The sequence below is a fragment of the Vreelandella xerophytica genome (assembly GCF_968048975.1).
Window position 1 is genome coordinate 3,622,193 of record NZ_OZ309106.1, and the last position, 17,193, is coordinate 3,639,385.

A 17,193-nucleotide genomic window follows, 5' to 3' on the forward strand; every position below is an offset into this window, starting at 1 on the left:
AATGCAGGTTTGATCAGCGCATTGTCGTTATAGAACCACTGCTAGCGATCAGCGGCCAGCACCTCATACAGTTTGTTCACCAACGGTTTCGGTGCCTCGACCGATGGCACGTGCCCTACGCCATTGAACACCTCGAGCGGCGCACCACCAAGCTCAACTGCCAGCGCTTTCAGCGTTTCCGGCGGGGTGGCGAGATCCTCGCTGCCGCCGAGCAGCTGCACCTTGACACCCTTGCCGGACAGCTGCCCGGTAAACGTGTCGCGGCCCAGCATCTCGCAGAGCTGGGCGTAGGACTCGTCGTCACCGCGGCCCATCTGCACGCACCAGCCCGCCTTCAATGCGGGGCTCGCTTCAAGGGCCTGGGGCGCAAACCAGCGCGGCACGATCTCCTGAGACATCGCCGCCAGTCCCTCTTTGCGCACCCGCGTGGCGCGGGTATTCCAGAGTTCGGGGTTGCCGATGACCGCACCGGTATTGGTAAGCGTCGCGGAAAGCAGACGTTCGCTGTGCGCGGCTATCAACTTTTGGCCTATCACACCGCCAATGGAGGTGCCGACAAAATGAAAGCGCTCGTCACCCGCAAGCTCTGCCAGTGCCAAGGCCTCAGCGGCCAGATCCGCAGGCGTAATGCGCTCGCTGCTGGCCGCTTGGCTTGCCCCGTGACCGGGCAGATCCCAGGTCAACACACGGTAGCGGGGCAAGAGTGCCGGGAGGACGTCATCCCACACCGCCTGACTCATGCCCAGCGGGTGAGCCAATACGATAAGCGGATTCGTCACAGCACCCAGCAGCCGGTAGGCCACGCTGCGTCCATTGATGGCATGAAACGCCATGTTACCTCCGTTAAACGCGTTCGATCAGTGTGGCAATACCCTGGCCCACGCCCACACACATGGTGCACAGCGCGTAGCGCTTGCCGCTTTCTTGCAGCTCATGGGCGGCGGTGAGCAGCAGCCGCGCGCCGGACATGCCCAGCGGATGGCCGAGTGCAATCGCGCCGCCGTTGGGATTCACCCGGGAGTCATCGTCTTCAAGTCCCAGGTCGCGCATGCAGGCCAGCGCCTGAGCGGCGAACGCTTCGTTGAACTCGAAAAGATCGATATCGTCGAGGGCGACACCGGTGCGCTCCAGCAGCTTCTTGACTGCCGGCACCGGGCCGTAGCCCATGATGCGCGGCTCCACGCCCGCGGTGGCCATACCGATGATCTTTGCCATCGGTTTCAGGCCGTGCTGCTGCACCGCGGCTTCGCTTGCCACCAGCATGGCGGCCGCGCCGTCATTGACCCCCGAGGCGTTGCCGGCGGTCACGCTTCCGCCCTCGCGGAAAGGCGTTGGCAGGCTGGCAAGCTTTTCGAGCGAAGTTTCCCGGGGATGCTCGTCGGTATCGAATACCAGCGGATCCTGCTTACGACGGGGAATCTCGATGGCGGTGATTTCGCGTGCGAAACGTCCGGTCTTTTGAGCGGCAGCGGCATTCTGCTGGGAGCGCAGCGCGAAAGCGTCCTGGTCTTCCCGGGAGATATTGAACTGCTCGGCGACGTTTTCCGCCGTCTCCGGCATGGAGTCCACGCCATAGGCTTTCTTCATCAGCGGATTGATAAAACGCCAGCCAATGGTGGTGTCCTCGATCTTCTGGCCACGGGAGAAGGCGCTATCGGCCTTGCCCATCACAAACGGGGCGCGGGACATGGACTCCACACCGCCGGCCAGCGCCAGCTCCATCTCGCCGGCCTTGATGGCACGAAACGCGGTGCCTACGGCGTCCATGCCCGAGCCGCACAGTCGGTTCAGGGTGGTACCGGGCACCGAGGTGGGAATGCCTGCCAGAAGCGACGACATACGCGCCACGTTGCGGTTGTCTTCACCGGCCTGGTTGGCGCAGCCCATGAAGACTTCCTCGATGGCGGCCGGGTCAAGATCCGGTGCATCAGCAAGTACGGCCTTGAAGATCGTCGCGGCCATATCGTCCGGCCGAACCGCCGCCAGGGTGCCGCCAAAGCGGCCTACCGCCGTGCGGCGGGGATGACATAGATAGACATTGCTCATCACATTCTCTCCTAAAGATCGGCCGTTTACTGACCCGCGTGGGCCTGTTCGGTGCGCTCTTTCAACTCGCGCAGAATGGTCAGTTCGTTTTCGCTGGGCTCCGGGGTACTCTCCAGCTTCTCGACAAAACGGATCTCCCAGCCGGTCGCCTCTTGCACGTCCTCCCGGCTCACGCCTGGATGCAGCGATACCACCACCAGTTCCTTGGTCTCGGGGTCGGGCTTCATCACGCATAGATCGGTAATGACGCGGCTCGGTCCCTTGCCAATGTTGGGCACGCCATCGCGGCCCTTGCCGTCCCGGCCAAAGCCCAATGTGGTGACGAAATCGACCTTGTCGACGAACGCTCGCCTGGAGTGCTTCAGCGTGATGAATACCTCACCTGCATTGGTGGCAATTTCCGGCGCCCCGCCACCACCGGGCAGGCGCACTTTCGGCTCGCGGTAATCGCCAATCAAGGTCGTGTTGAGATTGCAGTACTTGTCGATCTGGGCGGTACCTAGAAAGCCGACATCGATCTTGCCGCCCTGCAGCCAGTAGCGAAACATCTCCGGCACCGCGACGGTGGTCAGCGCGGTTTCAGCCAGCTCGCCATCGCCGATGGAGAGCGGCAGCACATTGGGCTTGGTCTGCAGCGTACCGGACTCGTAGATCAGTACCACGTCAGGAGCGTGAGTCAGTCGCGCCAGGTTAGCGGCCTCCGAAGGCAACCCGATACCCACAAAGCAGGTCGAGCCATTTTCCAGCGCGCGGGCGGCGGTGACCGTCATCATTTCAGAAGAGGTGTATTCCAGGCTCATCAGGCGTTCTCCCCTGCACTATAGACATTATCTTCAAGCCACCGGGTAAACGTATCGCGATCACGGGCAATGGCGTCCCACTCCTTGTAGAAGCGGTTGCTGCGTCCGTAATAGCCGTGAGTGTAGGAAGGCAGTGCGCCCTTCTCGGCAACCGCAATGGCGCTGATGGCCCAGCCGGGGATCACGCAGGCATTGGGGTGAGTGTCGAGATCGTCGACGATCTCTTCGACCGTAACGATACTGTGCTTGGCCGCCAGTACGGCTTCTTTCTGAACGCCGACGATGCCTTCCACCAGTACGTTGCCCTGACGATCCGCGCGCTGGGCGTGCACGATCGAGACGTCCGGGCGCACCGACGGCACGGCGGCCAGGCGCTCGCCAGTGAACGGGCACTCGATGAACTTGATCTGATCATTCACGCTGGGTAGCTCGCTGCCTACGTAGCCGCGCAGCACCGCCAGCGGCAGCCCCGCCGCACCCGCTTCGAACGCGCAGGCCATGGCCGCATGACTATGCTCTAAAATCTCGACCTTGTGCGGCCAGCCCTTCTCGACCGCATCACGCAGGCGATGCAGCGAACCCACGCCCGGGTTGCCGCCCCAGGAGAAGATCACTTTCCTGGCGCAGCCTGCGCCGATCAGCTGATCATAAATGATGTCCGGGGTCATGCGGATCAAGGTGAGATCGCGCTTTTGCTGACGAATCACTTCGTGACCCGCCGCAAACGGGATGAGATGGGTAAAGCCTTCCATGGCCACGGTAGCGCCGTCTTCAACGTAGCGGGCTACCGCGTCATGCAAGCTGAGAAACTCGGCCATTGGATTGCCTCTTAGCTATTATTTGCCGTCACGATACATTTTGTTCGTAAAACGAACATTGATTTGCAATACGAACAAAATAAAGAGACCTGACCGCTACGTCAAACCACTAAAAAAGGGAGGCCAGGCCTCCCTTTGTTTACTTTAAAAAAATAGTTAACTAAAACACTCACATAGCTAAACTTGAAACATTAGAGCGCCGGCACAGGGTGCCAATCACAAGACAAAAGTATTAGAAGCAGCGCCCCGATGGGGTTATATCAAACGGTGGCAATAGGCGTTACCGGCGACCCGATAGCACCGGGTAAACGCAAGGGAGGTGCTGTCAGCAAAAAGCGCGAGCGTTGATGATCATGCAGCCAATCGGCCAAAGGCTTGAGATACCAGAGCTCTGCAAGGGGCAAACCCAGCTTGAAAAGACAGTGGTGATGTAACGGCAGCTTGCAGCAGTCCTGCGACGCAACAGCCTTGTCTGCATTCTCGACGGCATAGTTATCGGCACAAATGGCGGCAATGCCGCTGTCGCTTATCCATTGCAGCAGCTTTGCATCCGTACCGTCCAGCACAGCACCGGTCTGTTCAAGTTCTTCGGTATCGGGATGCCCTTCCATCTGCACAAGCGCTTCGGCAAAACCGGTACGCAACACCAGCATATCACCCTGCTCGATGGTGACATTCAGCTCTTTTAGCGCATGCATCAACTCTTTATAGCCGACGAGCGTACGCCCATGACCGTATATACGGGCCAGGTCCACCAGCACACCCCGCCCCTGCATACCGTGTATCGCCATGTTGTCTACACCCAGGCGCTGAGCACGGGATTGACTCGGAGCTCCTTCGGCACCCAGGCTCTGGATATCCGTTTCGGCGCGATAGCCGTTGTAATAGCACCGTTCGGCGCAACCATCGCCATCCGCGTCGAAAAGCGCGCCTACGTGGGCCAGGGAGTCCCACTGGGAAGAATACTGAAGCGACAATACCACCTGGTCATCGCTGATGACGTCGACGAGCCCCGGGTGCAGGTTGGCCAGCGGGAAGTTGAGATAGTCGTCCCGACCAAGGCGCGTCGGCGCCAGGCGCGGCGGAAAGCGCCTTGGGTTGAGCGCATTGCCCCCTGGCAAGTCCAGAGGAAGCGAGAGGCTGAAGACGTTCCCCGTCACGACCTCGCGGGCGCCTTTCAGCACCTGCTCGGCTTTGAGCAGATTGACCCTGCCCAACTGATCGTCCGGCCCGAAGTCACCCCAGTTGGCCCCCTCGGGGCGCTGCTGCCAGCGTGCGCTCGGCTTAGCATTCGTCATCGGTTAGCTCCTCTTTTGATCCATGGCAACCGCGATGATGCGTTCAAGGCTATCGCGGGCCTGCCCCTCCTGGCGCTTGATGCGGCCCTCATCCCACGGATAGAACCCGTGTCCGGCCTTGGCGCCCAGACGCCCTTGCGCCACATACTCTTCAAGCAGCCTTGAAGGCGTATGCGTATCCTCGAGATCCTCGTACAGGTAGCGGGCGATATTGAGGTGCGTATCCAGTCCGTTGAGGTCGCGCTGCATCAGCGGTCCATTAAGCGCCAGCCGAACGCCGATAGAGAACTGGATAATCTCGTCCAACGCCTCGGCATCGACAACCCCCTTCTCCAGCAGGGAAAGGCACTCGCGCATGATGGCATGCTGAATGCGGTTGGCCACAAACCCCGGAACGCTCTGCTTGAGCACGGCAGGGCGTTTGCCAAGCCCTGTCAGAAAAGCGCAGGTCTGGTGAATCGCCGCTTCTGTAGTGGCCGCGCCGGGAATGACTTCGACGGCGGGGATCAGATCCGCCGGATTGAAGAAGTGTGCCCCGGCCAAGCGTTCAGGATGACGCATATCCTGGCCGATCGCATCGATGGAAAGCCCGGAAGTATTGGTGACGATCAGTGTGCCAGCGGCGCAGTGCGCCTCGGCTTCGGCGATCACCGCACGCTTGATCGCCAGATTTTCCGTCACGCTCTCGATGACAACGGTGTGCTCGCCCTCCTGGGACCAATGCGTCTGTACTTCAAGCCCGCCTATCGTCGTAGTGATACCGGAGAATGCCTGGTCAATTTCACGGCGACACGCTTCAAGGGCAGCCTCCTGGTTATCAATTACGCGTACCGAAAGCTGATTTGCCAGCATTAGCTTGGCAAGCGTTACGCCCATGGTGCCGGCACCCACGATCACGACGCGCTCAATGGGTTGTGTCATGCTTTCTGCCCCTTTTTTAATGTCATTTCAAATATTTGCCAAGCCGTTAATGCTGACTGCCGCTCTCGCGCCATAAAGCCCACAGGTAACCGTAATGACTACCTTAACAAGGCAAGCTGCGACTAACGTCGCATTGTTAGCCCGCTCAATAAGCTCAATCATCACAGCCACTATGCGAACACTAGTACGCTATACGTACAATTAACGTACTTCAACTCAGGGAGAATCGCCATGCAGGCTATGGCCAACTTCTTTACTCGTCTGGTCAGCCGTTATATGCCGGACCCCCTGGTCATCGCCATTCTGCTGACGGCCTTTACCATCGCGCTCGCCATGCTGGTGGAAGGTACATCAGTGTTTGCCGCCACCCGCTTTTGGGGAGACGGCTTCTGGGGGTTGCTTGCGTTCAGCATGCAGATGACCGTTATTTTGCTGGCAGGCTACATTCTGGCCAAGACGCCACTGGTTGACCGTCTTCTTGATCGAATCGCGGGCTGCGTCAAAACACCTTTTGCTGCCATCGTGGTTGCCACCCTTGTCGGCGGGATCGGCAGCTGGCTCAACTGGGGATTTGGGCTCGTGATCGGCGGTATCGTGGCGCAGAAGCTGCCAGTCAAGGTTAAGGGCCTGCACTACCCGCTGGTGATCGCGGCGGCATATTCCGGCTTTGCGCTTTACGGTATCGGCCTTTCCGGAAGCGTCCCGCTGCTGATCGCGACCGAGGGGCATTTCCTGCAGGATGAGATGGGGCTGATCCCGCTCTCCGAGACGATCTTCTCTCCCGTGCTGCTGATTACCAGCGGCCTCATTATCGTCACGCTGCCGCTGTTCAACGCCTGGCTACATCCCAAACGCCCTGAGGATATTGTCGAGATCGACCCTGCCACCGTAGACAAGCCAGTTGCGCCAGCACTTGGTGATACTCAGAGCGCCACCCTGGCCGAGCGCCTCAATCATAGCCGTTTCATCGGCATCGGCATTGGCCTGCTGGGCATGCTCTACGTCGCGCTCTACAGCCTCGAGGGTGGATCGCTTAACCTCAACACGGTCAACTTCACCTTCGTGTTTCTGGGTATTCTGCTATTTGCATCACCCGCCCAGTATCTTGCGACCCTGAACGACGGCGTGCGCATCGTATCCGGCATCATCATCCAGTACCCCTTCTATGCAGGCATCATGGGTATCCTCGTAGGGTCGGGGCTGATGGTGAGCTTTGCCAACCTGTTCGTGGATATCTCGAGTGCGACGACTCTGCCCATCTGGTCATTCATTAGCGGCGGTGTCATCAATATCTTGGCACCTTCCGGGGGCGGACAGTGGGCGGTACAGGGGCCGGTCATGATCGAGGCCGCCACCGAGCTTGGCGCCTCTCACGCGGCAACGGCAGTGGCGGTGCAGATCGGAGATCAGTGGACCAATATGGTCCAACCCTTCTGGATACTTCCGGTACTCGCCATTTCAGGCCTGAAGCTCCGGGACGTGATGGGCTACATGGTACTGATCCTTATGTACCTGGGCGTCATCTTCGCCGGCGCCGTATGGCTCTGGGGCTATCTGGGCGCGTAATTCCGACCATAGGATCGACGACAATGCCGTACATGATCGAAACCTTCGACAAGCCCGACCACCAAGAGCGCCGCCTTGAGGCGCGCGATGCGCACCTGGCCTATCTGGAAGCTCACAAGGAGCAACTGCTGGCCTGCGGAGCCAAACTCTCCGACGATGGCACGACCGCTTCCGGCGGGCTTTACCTGCTCGACTGCGAAACGCGCGAAGCGGCTCAGGCCTTCATCGACGATGACCCGTTCAGCCAGGCTGACCTGTTCGAGCGTGTCGTCATCTGCCGGTGGCGCAAGGCTTATCTGGACGGCACCTGCTACCTATAACGCCTTTTGAAACCAGCAAAACGGAGGAATTGCGATGTTATTTCACGTGGAGATGGTGGTTAACCTGCCCCACGACATGCCCGCCGACGAGGCAGACGAGATCAAGGCCCGGGAACGGCGGTATGCCCAGGACCTTCAGGCTCAGGGCAAGTGGCGCCACCTGTGGCGCATCACCGGCAGCTACGCCAACATCAGCATCTTTGATGTAGAGAGCAACAGCGAACTGCATGAGCTCCTCTCGAACCTGCCACTCTTTCCCTACATGGACATTACGGTGAGGCCGCTGTGCCGCCACCCCTCGTCCATTCGCGACGATGATAGTTGAGCGGCCCGTCTCGGCCTCATTACCTACCTACCAGGAGCACTCATGACGACTCCCTTCGCTGTCGTTACCGGCGGCGCCCGCAATATCGGCCAGGCAATCGCCCTGCGTCTGCAGCAGGATGGCTACCGCGTCATCGTGCTCGACATCGTCGAACCTGAAGCGCCTTCGCTGAAGGAGCACGCCTATCAGGTCGACCTCTCGGACGTAGCCGCCACCCAGCAGCTCCTGTTGAAAGTCACCGAGGGCCTGCCCGTCGCCTGCCTGGTCAACAACGTCGGCATCGTGGCGCCCGCGCTGCTCGATGATACCGATATCGACGATTTCGATACCCTGATGCACCTGAACGTGCGGGCGGCATTGGTATGCACCAAGACGCTGCTGCCCAAGCTGCGCGAAAGCGGTAACGGGCGTATAGTCTTCAACGCCAGCCGCGTTGTATTGGGCAAGGAGGCAAGAACGCTGTATAGCGCTACCAAGGGGGCCGTGCAGGCCATGGCGCGCACCTGGGCGCTGGAGCTTGCCCAGGATGGCATTACCGTCAATTGCGTCGCCCCGGGCCCGATCGCCACCACGGCGTTCTGGGAGAACAACCCGCCGGACTCCGAGCGCGCACGGCGCATTATCGACAACGTTCCAGTGGGGCGCATGGGTCAGCCTGAAGAAGTCGCCCACGCCATCAGCTTCTTTTGCGATCAGCGCAGTGGCTTCATCACGGGCCAGACCCTGTTCGTATGTGGCGGCGTCACCGTCGGTTGAGCCGCTAGACCACGCCCTTTTCCTGCAAGCGGCGAACGGCTTCGTCGCTTTTACCCAACAGCCGGGTCAGTACGTCCCGGGTGTCTTCGCCAAGTGCCGGCGGTGCCTTGGCGTAGCTCAGGGCCGTTTTGGAGTACTTGATGGGGTTGGCGACGCCGGGCACGCTACCCGCCTTTCCTGGCACATCGATCTTCATGCCCCGGGCCTTCACCTGCTCATCCTCGAAGACCTGGGCGATATCCTGAATGGGTCCGCAGGGAACGCTGATGGATTGCAGCAGCGTGGTGAGTGCCGTGCTCTCGAAACCACGAGTCACGTCGCTGATCAACGTCACCAGCACTTCCCGGTTCTTGACGCGCTGGGGGTTGGTGACAAAGCGTGGATCGTCCGCCACAGGGGCGATGCCGACCGCCTCACAGAAACGCCGAAACTGGCCATCATTGCCGATGGCGATAATGACCTTGCCATCCGCCGTTGGAAAAGGCTGATAGGGCACGAGATTGGGGTGATATTCACCGGTGCGCTTAGGGGGCGTGTCGCTGCAGAAGTAGTTGAGCGCCTGATTGGCAAGCCAGCTTACCTGTACATCCAGCAGGGCCATGTCGATATGCTGCCCCTCGCCGGTCTGGTGGCGATGGTGCAAGGCGCCCAGAATAGCGACAGCCGCGTTCATTCCCGTGGTCAGGTCGGCCACGGCCATGCCCACCCGCTGGGGCCCGGCGCCAGGCAGGCCATCCGGCACGCCGGTAATGCTCATCAGCCCCGCCTGGGCCTGGATCAGGTAGTCGTAGCCTGCCATAGTGGCCATGGGGCCGGTCTGGCCAAACCCTGTGACGGAACAGTAGATGATGGCAGGATTGATAGCCGAAAGACTGGCGTAGTCGAGCCGCTTGTCGACCAGCCCACCGGTCTTGAAGTTCTCCACGACGATATCGCACTGCGCCGCCAGCTCATGCAGTAGCGCCTGGCCTTCGGGACGTGCGATATCGACGGTCACCGAGTGCTTGCCCCGGTTGGCTGACAGATAGTAGGCCGACTGAGGCGCCTGCTCGCCCTCACCCTGCCACCAGGGCGGCCCCCAGTGACGCGTATCGTCGCCAAGGTGTGGCCGCTCTATCTTGATGACCTCCGCGCCCATGTCGGCGAGTATCTGCGTACACCAGGGGCCTGCCATTACCCGGCTCAAGTCGAGTACGCGCAACCCCTTCAACGGCCCTGACATACAACTCTCCTGTTAATTGGCCGATTGGCCCGGTTTTGCGCTGCGGTCCTTGAAAAAGCGATACACGGCAAAGGCAATCGAACCAAACGTGATCGCGATGAAGAACCAGGTGATCGGGCCACGGACAAAAATCGATAGATCGCCATTGCCGATCAGCAACGAGCGTCGAAGGTTATCTTCGAACATCGGCCCCAGAATAAAACCGATCAGAAACGGTGCGGCAGGAATACCCGTACGATTGAACAGATAGCCCACCACGCCAAAAGCCAGCATCAGCCAGATATCGAACGTGGCATTATTGACCGCATAGGCGCCGTAAATGCAGAACATCAGAACGATAGGGAAAAGGATCGACTTGGGAATATCCGCGATCAGCGAGAAATACTTGATCGCCGCATTACCCACCACCAGCAATATCAGCGAGCTGAACATGATGCCTAGAAACAGCGCATAGATGAGCGAAAGGTTTTCCTGGAACATGATGGGGCCAGGAGTCAGGCCATGCACCATGAACGCACCCAGAATAATGGCCGTGATAACGTCGCCCGGAATCCCCAGCGAAAGCAGTGGTATCAGCGTGGCGCCTGCCACTCCGTTGTTACCTGCCTCGGCGGCTGCGACCCCCTCGACTTCCCCCTTGCCAAAATTATCCTTGTTGGGAGAACGGCGGCGAGCATCGCTATAGGAGATAAAGGCTGCCGCCGTTGCGCCGGTGCCGGGAATGGCGCCGATGATCACACCGATCAAGCTGCCGCGAACGATACTTTTCAGCGAGCGCTTGAGCTCGGCCAGGGTCATGCCTGCACCGCTGGCTTTTGCCTTGATGTGAGGCACGACCTTTTTTCTATAGAACTCGATTATTTCGGGGATGGCAAACAGACCGATCAGCAGTGGAATGAACGAAATGGAATCCATCAAGTTGTAGTTGCCAAAGGTCAGACGCTGCGAACCGAAGACCGAATCCAGCCCCACCAGTGACAGCAGTATCCCCATCAGCGCCGCCAGCAGGCCCTTTACCATGGAACCACTGGCCAGAGAAATGATGATGGTAAGCGAGAAGCAGATCAGCCAGAAGAATTCAGGCGCGCCAAAGTTGAGCGCTATCTTGGCGAGATAAGCGGCAAAGAATATCAGGGCGATATTGGAAATGAAGTCCGCAATGACTGACGAGAACAGGGCTGTTTTAAGTGCCTTTTTGGCATTGCCCTGCTGCGCCATGGGATAACCGTCCAGCAGCGTGCAGGCAGAGGCGGGGGAACCCGGCGTACGAATCAGGATAGCGGTAATCGAGCCGCCATACATGCCCCCTTTATAGATCCCCACCAACAGAAGAATCGCGGCAACCGGCTGCATCGAGAAAGTAAAAGGCAGGGCCAATGCGACGGCCATGGTGGCCGTCAAACCAGGAATGGATCCTACGGTGACACCGATGACCACACCAAGCGCAATGGCAATGAAGTTATCGATACTCAAGAAAAGTTGCAGTACTTCGGTAAGGTTTTCCATATATCACCCGGGCTGCGCGCCGCCAAGAAGTTGTCAATAAGGCATTAGCGGAAGTGGAACATTCATCACATTGGCAAACAGCAACGTCACGCCCACAGGAAAAGCCACAGCAAACCCATAGACCCACCAGGTTCTGACAGGGTGTGCCAGAAAGAGAAGCACGGTGGCCAGGATGCCGGTCAATATGGCACCTAATGTTTCGAAAAACAGTACGTAAACCAGAAAGGCAATCACCATGATGACGAAACGACGCAAGGAGCCCTTGATGAATTTTCGTTCATCGTTTTCACTTTTATCGGCGACCAGCAACCCTTGAAGAATCAGCAGCACTGAAAAGGCCAGCATCAGCCAGCTGACGATATTGGGTAGCCAACGCGGTGACATCATGGGGTTCTGCAGGATGGGCGGCTCACCGATATAGTTGGGAACGAGATATAACGCCAGCACTAACGAAACCACCAGCAATATGCTGCCGGTAATAAAATCCAGGGTATCTTTGATTCTGTTCACGGCACTGTAATCAGAGAATGACATGGGAGCCTCTCCAAAGGGACAAGCTAAAGAAAGCAGTGAAGGCGAAGGTCATGACAACCTCCGCCTTCGTTTTTAGTGCTGCTTACTGACTGATACCGGCCTGCTCGGCCACTTCCTGCCAGCGGGCCAGATCATCGATAACAAACTGTTTGAACTCCTCCCCTTCTACCTGGCCCGGTTGAGCGCCTAGCTGCTCGGCGAAGTTCAGGAACTCTTCACGCTCCATTACTTCGTCCAACGCTTTCTGCATGGCCTCATACCCCTCTTCCGGGAACGAGTTGTGGGCGATCAGACCGAACCAGGCCGTGGTGACGAACTGGTCAAGGTTATACTCACCGATTTCTGAAAGCGTGGGGACGTCGGGGAGGTAAGGCGAGCGCTCTGCAGAAGTAACGGCAAGGGCGCGCAAGTCGCCGGATTTGATATGCGAATAGACGGTCGGCATATTTTCAAAGGAGACGTCTACATCGCCGCCCAGCAGAGCAGGCAAGGCAGCGCCGCTTCCCGCAAAAGGCACGGCAGTCATGTTGGAACCGGTCAGCGTCTTGAACAACTCGCCTGACATATGAATGGAGCTGCCTACGCCGCTATGGCTGAACGCCATGTTCTGATCCTGCGCGGCTTCGATAAACTCGACAACCGAGTTGTAAGGGCTGCCGGCGGGCACCACCATCACGTTGGGTATATCGATCATGTTCTGAATGAAAACGAAATCTTCGACAGGATCGTAAGCAAGATCAGGATAAATGGCGGCGCCGATGGTGTGACCAGGCGATGCCATTAAAAGCGTATGATCCGCATCACGACCGCCGCGTGCCAAGCGGCCGGTACCCACTGTCGAACCTGCACCCGGGCGGTTCTCGACAATGATATTGGCATCCAGCGCATCTTTAAGCAGATCGGCCACGCGACGTGACAGCACGTCCGTGGTGCCACCGGGCGCGTAGGGTACTACCAGACGAACGTCGCCTGTGGGCCAATCGGCAGCGTTGGCGGCTGAAATGGAGGCAGAAAGTAGCAAGGCGCTGCCGCAGGCAGCAATACATGTGGCGCTGATGAGTTTTTTCATTGTATTAACTTCCTGTGCTTAGCTGGCTATTTGTTCGCGATACGTACATGTATTCGCATTACACACACGCAGACTACTGCTTTATAGCGTCTCTACAAAACACAACTTTAGTAGTAGCTGCTAATCATCTATCTACTCATTAGAAACAAAAAAAGGAAAAAACCTGAGAAACGGATGTTCGTATAACGAACTATTATCCGATAGAATCGTTGTATCGTCCTTATTTGATTAGTGAAATTGATACACGTAGGTAGGGAAAGCATGCTTGAAGATACCCTCGACCCTGAAAGCCGGGACTTTGTGACAGCGCTTGCCAGTGGCCTGGAAGTCATACGCGCATTCGATTATGAACACCCACGGATGACGCTCAGCGAAGTGGCCACACGTACAGGCATGAATAGAGCAAAAGCGAGGCGCTTTCTGCTGACACTGCACTCCCTGGGCTATGTGCGTAAACAGCAACGCTATTTTGAGCTCGCTCCAAGGGTTCTTCAGTTGGGCTACGCCTTCTTGTCGGCCAACAACTATCGAGGTGTCATTCAGCAGTATCTGGAAGATATCACCCTGGAAATCGGCGAGTCCTCCTCTTTGGGCGTGCTCGATGGCGAAGACGTCATTTACGTTGCACGATCAGCCGCCAAACACCGCTTGATGGCCATTACGCTATCCGTAGGCACCCGGTTACCTGCCGCCCACACGTCCCTGGGACGTGTATTGCTTGCCCAGCTCGATAGCGCTGAACTGGATCATTATCTGGCCAATCTCAAGCTGGAAAAATATACGGAAAAGACCATTACCGGTATAGACAAGCTGAGGCATCAAATCATTACCGCGCGGCAGCAAGGATATGCCATCGCTGATCAGGAGCTTGACCCTGGATTGCGCTCCTTGGCCGTGCCTGCCTTTGATGCCAAAGGCCACCTGATCGGCGCCATCAACGTCAGCACGAACGCTGCCAGGGTGGATCTGGACACGCTACTGGGTCGCTACTTACCGATCATGCAGAAAAAGGCCGCTCAAATCAGACTGAACATCAATTAGCCCCACAAAGTCATCTTCCATGCCTTGCAAGCTCAACCGCCATCTACTTTTTGTCAGCCCTGATGATAGCCTCTAGTGCCGCCAGGTATCCCTGTATACCGAGCCCGGCAATGACACCGTCCGCGCGCAGCGAAATATAGGAGTGATGACGGAAGCTTTCACGTTTATGCACGTTGGAAATATGCACTTCGATTACCCGGCCATCAAACGCGCTGAGCGCATCCAGAATGGCGACCGAGGTGTGCGTATAGGCCGCTGGATTGATAATGATCGCCAGGGTTCCATCAAGTCTTGCATCATGGATGGCATCGATCAGCACGCCTTCATGATTACTCTGCTGACACACGATTTCCCACCCGGCTGTCGCCGCCTTTTCACGCAGCAGACTGTTCACGTCATCCAGCGTCTCAGCGCCATAGATTTCCGGCTGCCGGGTACCCAGCAAATTGAGGTTGGGGCCATGGAGCACCAGAACACGTGGCTTAGTCGGCATGCGTATTTCCTTGTCTGTCTATCGGGCCTGGCGGTCAGTTATTCATCAACGCTTCAATATCTTCATGCTACATTAGTACGCTTTATAAATGCAGCAGGTTAGTCGGCGTATGAGCCTCCCCCTCTACCTAGGCCTTCCCATGTGGGCCAACCAGGATTGGCAGGGCAGCCTGTATGCCCGCCACGCCAAGACCGACCTGCTCAGCGACTATGCAGCCGTGTTCTCGAGCGTGGAAGGTAACACCACCTTTTATAGCGGTGCGCCCAAGGCGGAAACGATCACGGCCTGGGCACGTCAGGCCCCTCCCCACTTTCGTTTTTGCTTCAAGCTGCCGGCAAGCGTCACCCACGACCAGCGCCTGGCCCATCCTGACGAGGCCTGGGCGTTTCTGGAGGCACTTGCGCCGCTGCATGACCGGCTGGGGCCGACCATGGTTCAACTGCCGCGGGATTTTGGCCCTGATGAGCTGCCGCGTCTGGAGGCCTTGCTGGCAGGCTGGCCCGCACATCTGCCTTGTGCGGTCGAAGTGCGCCATCCTGAGTTTTTCCACAAGGGAGCGGCGGAAAAAGCGTTGAACCAGCTGTTGATAACTTATTGTGCCAATCGGGTCATGCTGGATGTGCGCCCGGTGTTCTCGACACCTGCCGATAGCTGCCCAGGGCTTGCCCATGCTCAGCAGGAAAAGCCGAAACTCCCACTACACGTGCTTTCCACGGGAAAATTTCCGGTGATTCGCTTTATCGGACATATTGACAAAGCTATCAACACCCACTACTTCATCCCGTGGAAAGCTCGTCTCGACCTGTGGATAAGTCAGGGGAAAACCCCTTTCTTATTTGTGCATACCGCCGATAACCGCGAGTCGCCCCAGATGGCGCGCCTGCTTTACAACGCCCTGCGCGAACACACCCCGCTTGACGAGCTGGGAGCCTTTCCCGGTGAAACCCAGACGCTGCTCTTCTAGCCCGACCCTTTTCATGCCATATTGCTAATTAAGCTGAGCCAATAGACGGCTGGCAAGGGCTGCTGTGTTCATATAAATTGCGCATACTTTCGCTGACCTGAGCGCTATCGGGCTCGGCGTTGGCTTAAAACAGCGTATTACAACCGTTAAAAACCTTGGGTGATGTATGGCAAAACTGGCACATGCACAATGGTCATCGCGGATGGGCTTTGTGCTGGCGGCCGCTGGTTCAGCGGTTGGCCTGGGCAATATCTGGCGCTTTTCTTACCTGACGGGGGAAAGCGGAGGAGCGGCGTTTGTACTGGTGTATCTGGCGTGTGTCGCGCTGGTGGGCCTGCCGATTCTGGTGGCGGAGTGGATGATCGGCCGGCGCGGCCAGAAAAATCCGATCAACACCATGGCAGAGCTTGCCAGACGCCACGGCCGCTCCCGCGGGTGGGCGGTGGTGGGCATGAGCGGCGTATTGGCGGCGTTCTTGATTCTCTCGTTTTACAGCGTCATCGGCGGCTGGTCGCTCAACTATACGCTGGGCTCCATAACCGGCTCCTTCAGCGGCCAGGATGCCGACGCCAGCGGCGCGGCGTTCAGCAACCTGCTGGGCAGCCCTGGCGCGCTCTTGATCTGGCACAGTCTGTTCATGATACTGGTGGTGGGCATCGTGGCCCGCGGAGTGACCAAGGGCCTGGAGGCCGCCGCGCGCACCCTGATGCCTACCCTGGTCCTTCTTTTAGTGGTTTTGGTGGGTTACGGCGTAATGAGCGGCGCGTTCGGCGAGGCGTTCACCTTCATGTTCAGCCCGGACTGGAGCGCACTCAACGGCGGCGTCATGCTGGCCGCCATGGGCCAGGCCTTTTTCACCCTGTCGCTGGGCATGGGCATCATGATGGCTTACGGCTCCTACCTGGGTGAGGATGTGGACCTGATCAGCACCGCGCGTACGGTGATTATTCTGGATACCGCGATCGCTCTGCTGGCAGGGCTTGCGATCTTCCCCATCGTTTTCGCCAACGGACTGGACGCCTCGGAAGGGCCCGGGCTCATTTTCGTGACGCTACCCATCGCCTTCGGCAACATGGCCGGCGGCAGCCTGCTGGGCCTGGCGTTCTTCTTGCTGCTCACCTTCGCCGCCCTCACGTCGGCGATCTCGCTGCTCGAGCCGGTGGTGGAAACCCTCGAGGAGCGCACCCCTCTGGGCCGCCTGGCCTCGACCCTGGTAAGCGCCATCGCGGTGTGGCTCGTCGGGGTGGCGGCTCTGCTGTCGTTCAACGTATGGAGCGATATCCAGCTCTTCGAGCTGAACATCTTCGATCTTCTCGACACGTTCACCGGCAAGATCCTGCTGCCGTTGACCGGGCTTGGCGCGATTCTGTTCTACTCCTACTGCCTGAATCAGGAGGAGGCACGCAAAGAGCTGGGGCTGGGTGAATCCGCCTACAGCGTTTGGAACCTGCTGGCCAAGTATATCGCGCCTCTGGGCGTGGTCGTTGTCTTCATTGCCGGCTTCCTGTAGGCCG

The 17,193-nt window shown here is 58.3% G+C and carries 18 protein-coding genes; 7 read left to right on the forward strand and 11 right to left on the reverse strand.

The window, feature by feature from the left end; translation table 11 throughout:
- Positions 1-41: 41 nt before the first annotated feature.
- The 6 genes from ACWF8S_RS16940 to ACWF8S_RS16965 form a co-directional block, all read right to left on the reverse strand.
- On the reverse strand, positions 42-833 hold the full coding sequence (locus ACWF8S_RS16940; protein ID WP_447554642.1) for an alpha/beta fold hydrolase: 792 nt from the start codon (positions 831-833) through the stop codon (positions 42-44).
- Positions 834-843: 10 nt separating this feature from the next.
- Complete coding sequence (gene pcaF, locus ACWF8S_RS16945) at positions 844-2,046, reverse strand: 3-oxoadipyl-CoA thiolase (protein ID WP_447554643.1); 1,203 nt, start codon at positions 2,044-2,046, stop codon at positions 844-846.
- Between the two features lie 26 nt (positions 2,047-2,072).
- Positions 2,073-2,846 (reverse strand): CoA-transferase subunit beta, encoded by a 774-nt coding sequence (locus ACWF8S_RS16950; RefSeq protein ID WP_447554644.1) that lies wholly within the window; start codon positions 2,844-2,846, stop codon positions 2,073-2,075.
- Entirely contained in the window at positions 2,846-3,664 is an 819-nt protein-coding gene (locus tag ACWF8S_RS16955; RefSeq protein WP_447554645.1) for a CoA transferase subunit A, read from the reverse strand. Before ACWF8S_RS16955 ends, ACWF8S_RS16950 begins: the two co-directional genes overlap by 1 nt.
- Before the next feature lie 260 nt (positions 3,665-3,924).
- Positions 3,925-4,962 carry a cyclase family protein gene (locus ACWF8S_RS16960; protein ID WP_447554646.1) on the reverse strand — a complete coding sequence of 346 codons (1,038 nt, stop codon included), beginning with the start codon at positions 4,960-4,962 and terminating at the stop codon, positions 3,925-3,927.
- 3 nt (positions 4,963-4,965) lie between these two features.
- The gene (locus ACWF8S_RS16965) at positions 4,966-5,883 is read right to left on the reverse strand and encodes a 3-hydroxyacyl-CoA dehydrogenase NAD-binding domain-containing protein (protein WP_447554647.1); all 918 of its coding nucleotides are present in this window, start codon (positions 5,881-5,883) and stop codon (positions 4,966-4,968) included.
- A gap of 231 nt (positions 5,884-6,114) precedes the next feature.
- Here ACWF8S_RS16965 and ACWF8S_RS16970 point away from each other — a divergent pair, with 231 nt between their 5' ends.
- Genes ACWF8S_RS16970 through ACWF8S_RS16985 form a run of 4 tightly spaced genes read left to right on the forward strand, consistent with a single transcriptional unit; the run spans position 6,115 to position 8,850 of the window.
- Positions 6,115-7,449, forward strand: a complete 1,335-nt coding sequence (locus ACWF8S_RS16970; protein WP_447554648.1) for a short-chain fatty acid transporter — start codon at positions 6,115-6,117, stop codon at positions 7,447-7,449.
- A 23-nt stretch (positions 7,450-7,472) separates the two neighbouring features.
- On the forward strand, positions 7,473-7,769 hold the full coding sequence (locus ACWF8S_RS16975; RefSeq protein ID WP_447554649.1) for a YciI family protein: 297 nt from the start codon (positions 7,473-7,475) through the stop codon (positions 7,767-7,769).
- A 34-nt stretch (positions 7,770-7,803) separates the two neighbouring features.
- On the forward strand, positions 7,804-8,094 hold the full coding sequence (gene catC, locus ACWF8S_RS16980; RefSeq protein ID WP_447554650.1) for a muconolactone Delta-isomerase: 291 nt from the start codon (positions 7,804-7,806) through the stop codon (positions 8,092-8,094).
- A gap of 42 nt (positions 8,095-8,136) precedes the next feature.
- Positions 8,137-8,850 (forward strand): SDR family NAD(P)-dependent oxidoreductase, encoded by a 714-nt coding sequence (locus ACWF8S_RS16985; protein ID WP_447554651.1) that lies wholly within the window; start codon positions 8,137-8,139, stop codon positions 8,848-8,850.
- Positions 8,851-8,854: 4 nt separating this feature from the next.
- Here ACWF8S_RS16985 and ACWF8S_RS16990 read toward each other — a convergent pair whose 3' ends face one another.
- From ACWF8S_RS16990 to ACWF8S_RS17005, 4 genes are all read right to left on the reverse strand, one after another.
- Complete coding sequence (locus ACWF8S_RS16990; RefSeq protein WP_447554652.1) at positions 8,855-10,072, reverse strand: CaiB/BaiF CoA transferase family protein; 1,218 nt, start codon at positions 10,070-10,072, stop codon at positions 8,855-8,857.
- A gap of 12 nt (positions 10,073-10,084) precedes the next feature.
- A complete protein-coding gene (locus tag ACWF8S_RS16995; RefSeq protein WP_447554653.1) occupies positions 10,085-11,578 on the reverse strand; it encodes a tripartite tricarboxylate transporter permease in 1,494 nt (497 codons plus the stop codon).
- 33 nt (positions 11,579-11,611) lie between these two features.
- On the reverse strand, positions 11,612-12,112 hold the full coding sequence (locus ACWF8S_RS17000) for a tripartite tricarboxylate transporter TctB family protein (RefSeq protein ID WP_447554654.1): 501 nt from the start codon (positions 12,110-12,112) through the stop codon (positions 11,612-11,614).
- Between the two features lie 82 nt (positions 12,113-12,194).
- On the reverse strand, positions 12,195-13,181 hold the full coding sequence (locus ACWF8S_RS17005) for a Bug family tripartite tricarboxylate transporter substrate binding protein (RefSeq protein ID WP_447554655.1): 987 nt from the start codon (positions 13,179-13,181) through the stop codon (positions 12,195-12,197).
- Between the two features lie 261 nt (positions 13,182-13,442).
- Between ACWF8S_RS17005 and ACWF8S_RS17010 the strand changes: the two genes are divergently transcribed.
- On the forward strand, positions 13,443-14,222 hold the full coding sequence (locus tag ACWF8S_RS17010) for an IclR family transcriptional regulator domain-containing protein (protein WP_447554656.1): 780 nt from the start codon (positions 13,443-13,445) through the stop codon (positions 14,220-14,222).
- Positions 14,223-14,265: 43 nt separating this feature from the next.
- Here the strand turns inward: ACWF8S_RS17010 and aroQ are convergent, their stop codons facing one another.
- On the reverse strand, positions 14,266-14,715 hold the full coding sequence (gene aroQ, locus ACWF8S_RS17015) for a type II 3-dehydroquinate dehydratase (RefSeq protein ID WP_447554657.1): 450 nt from the start codon (positions 14,713-14,715) through the stop codon (positions 14,266-14,268).
- 109 nt (positions 14,716-14,824) lie between these two features.
- Here aroQ and ACWF8S_RS17020 point away from each other — a divergent pair, with 109 nt between their 5' ends.
- Entirely contained in the window at positions 14,825-15,679 is an 855-nt protein-coding gene (locus ACWF8S_RS17020) for a DUF72 domain-containing protein (protein ID WP_447554658.1), read from the forward strand.
- A gap of 166 nt (positions 15,680-15,845) precedes the next feature.
- On the forward strand, positions 15,846-17,189 hold the full coding sequence (locus tag ACWF8S_RS17025; protein ID WP_447554659.1) for a sodium-dependent transporter: 1,344 nt from the start codon (positions 15,846-15,848) through the stop codon (positions 17,187-17,189).
- Positions 17,190-17,193: the final 4 nt, after the last annotated feature.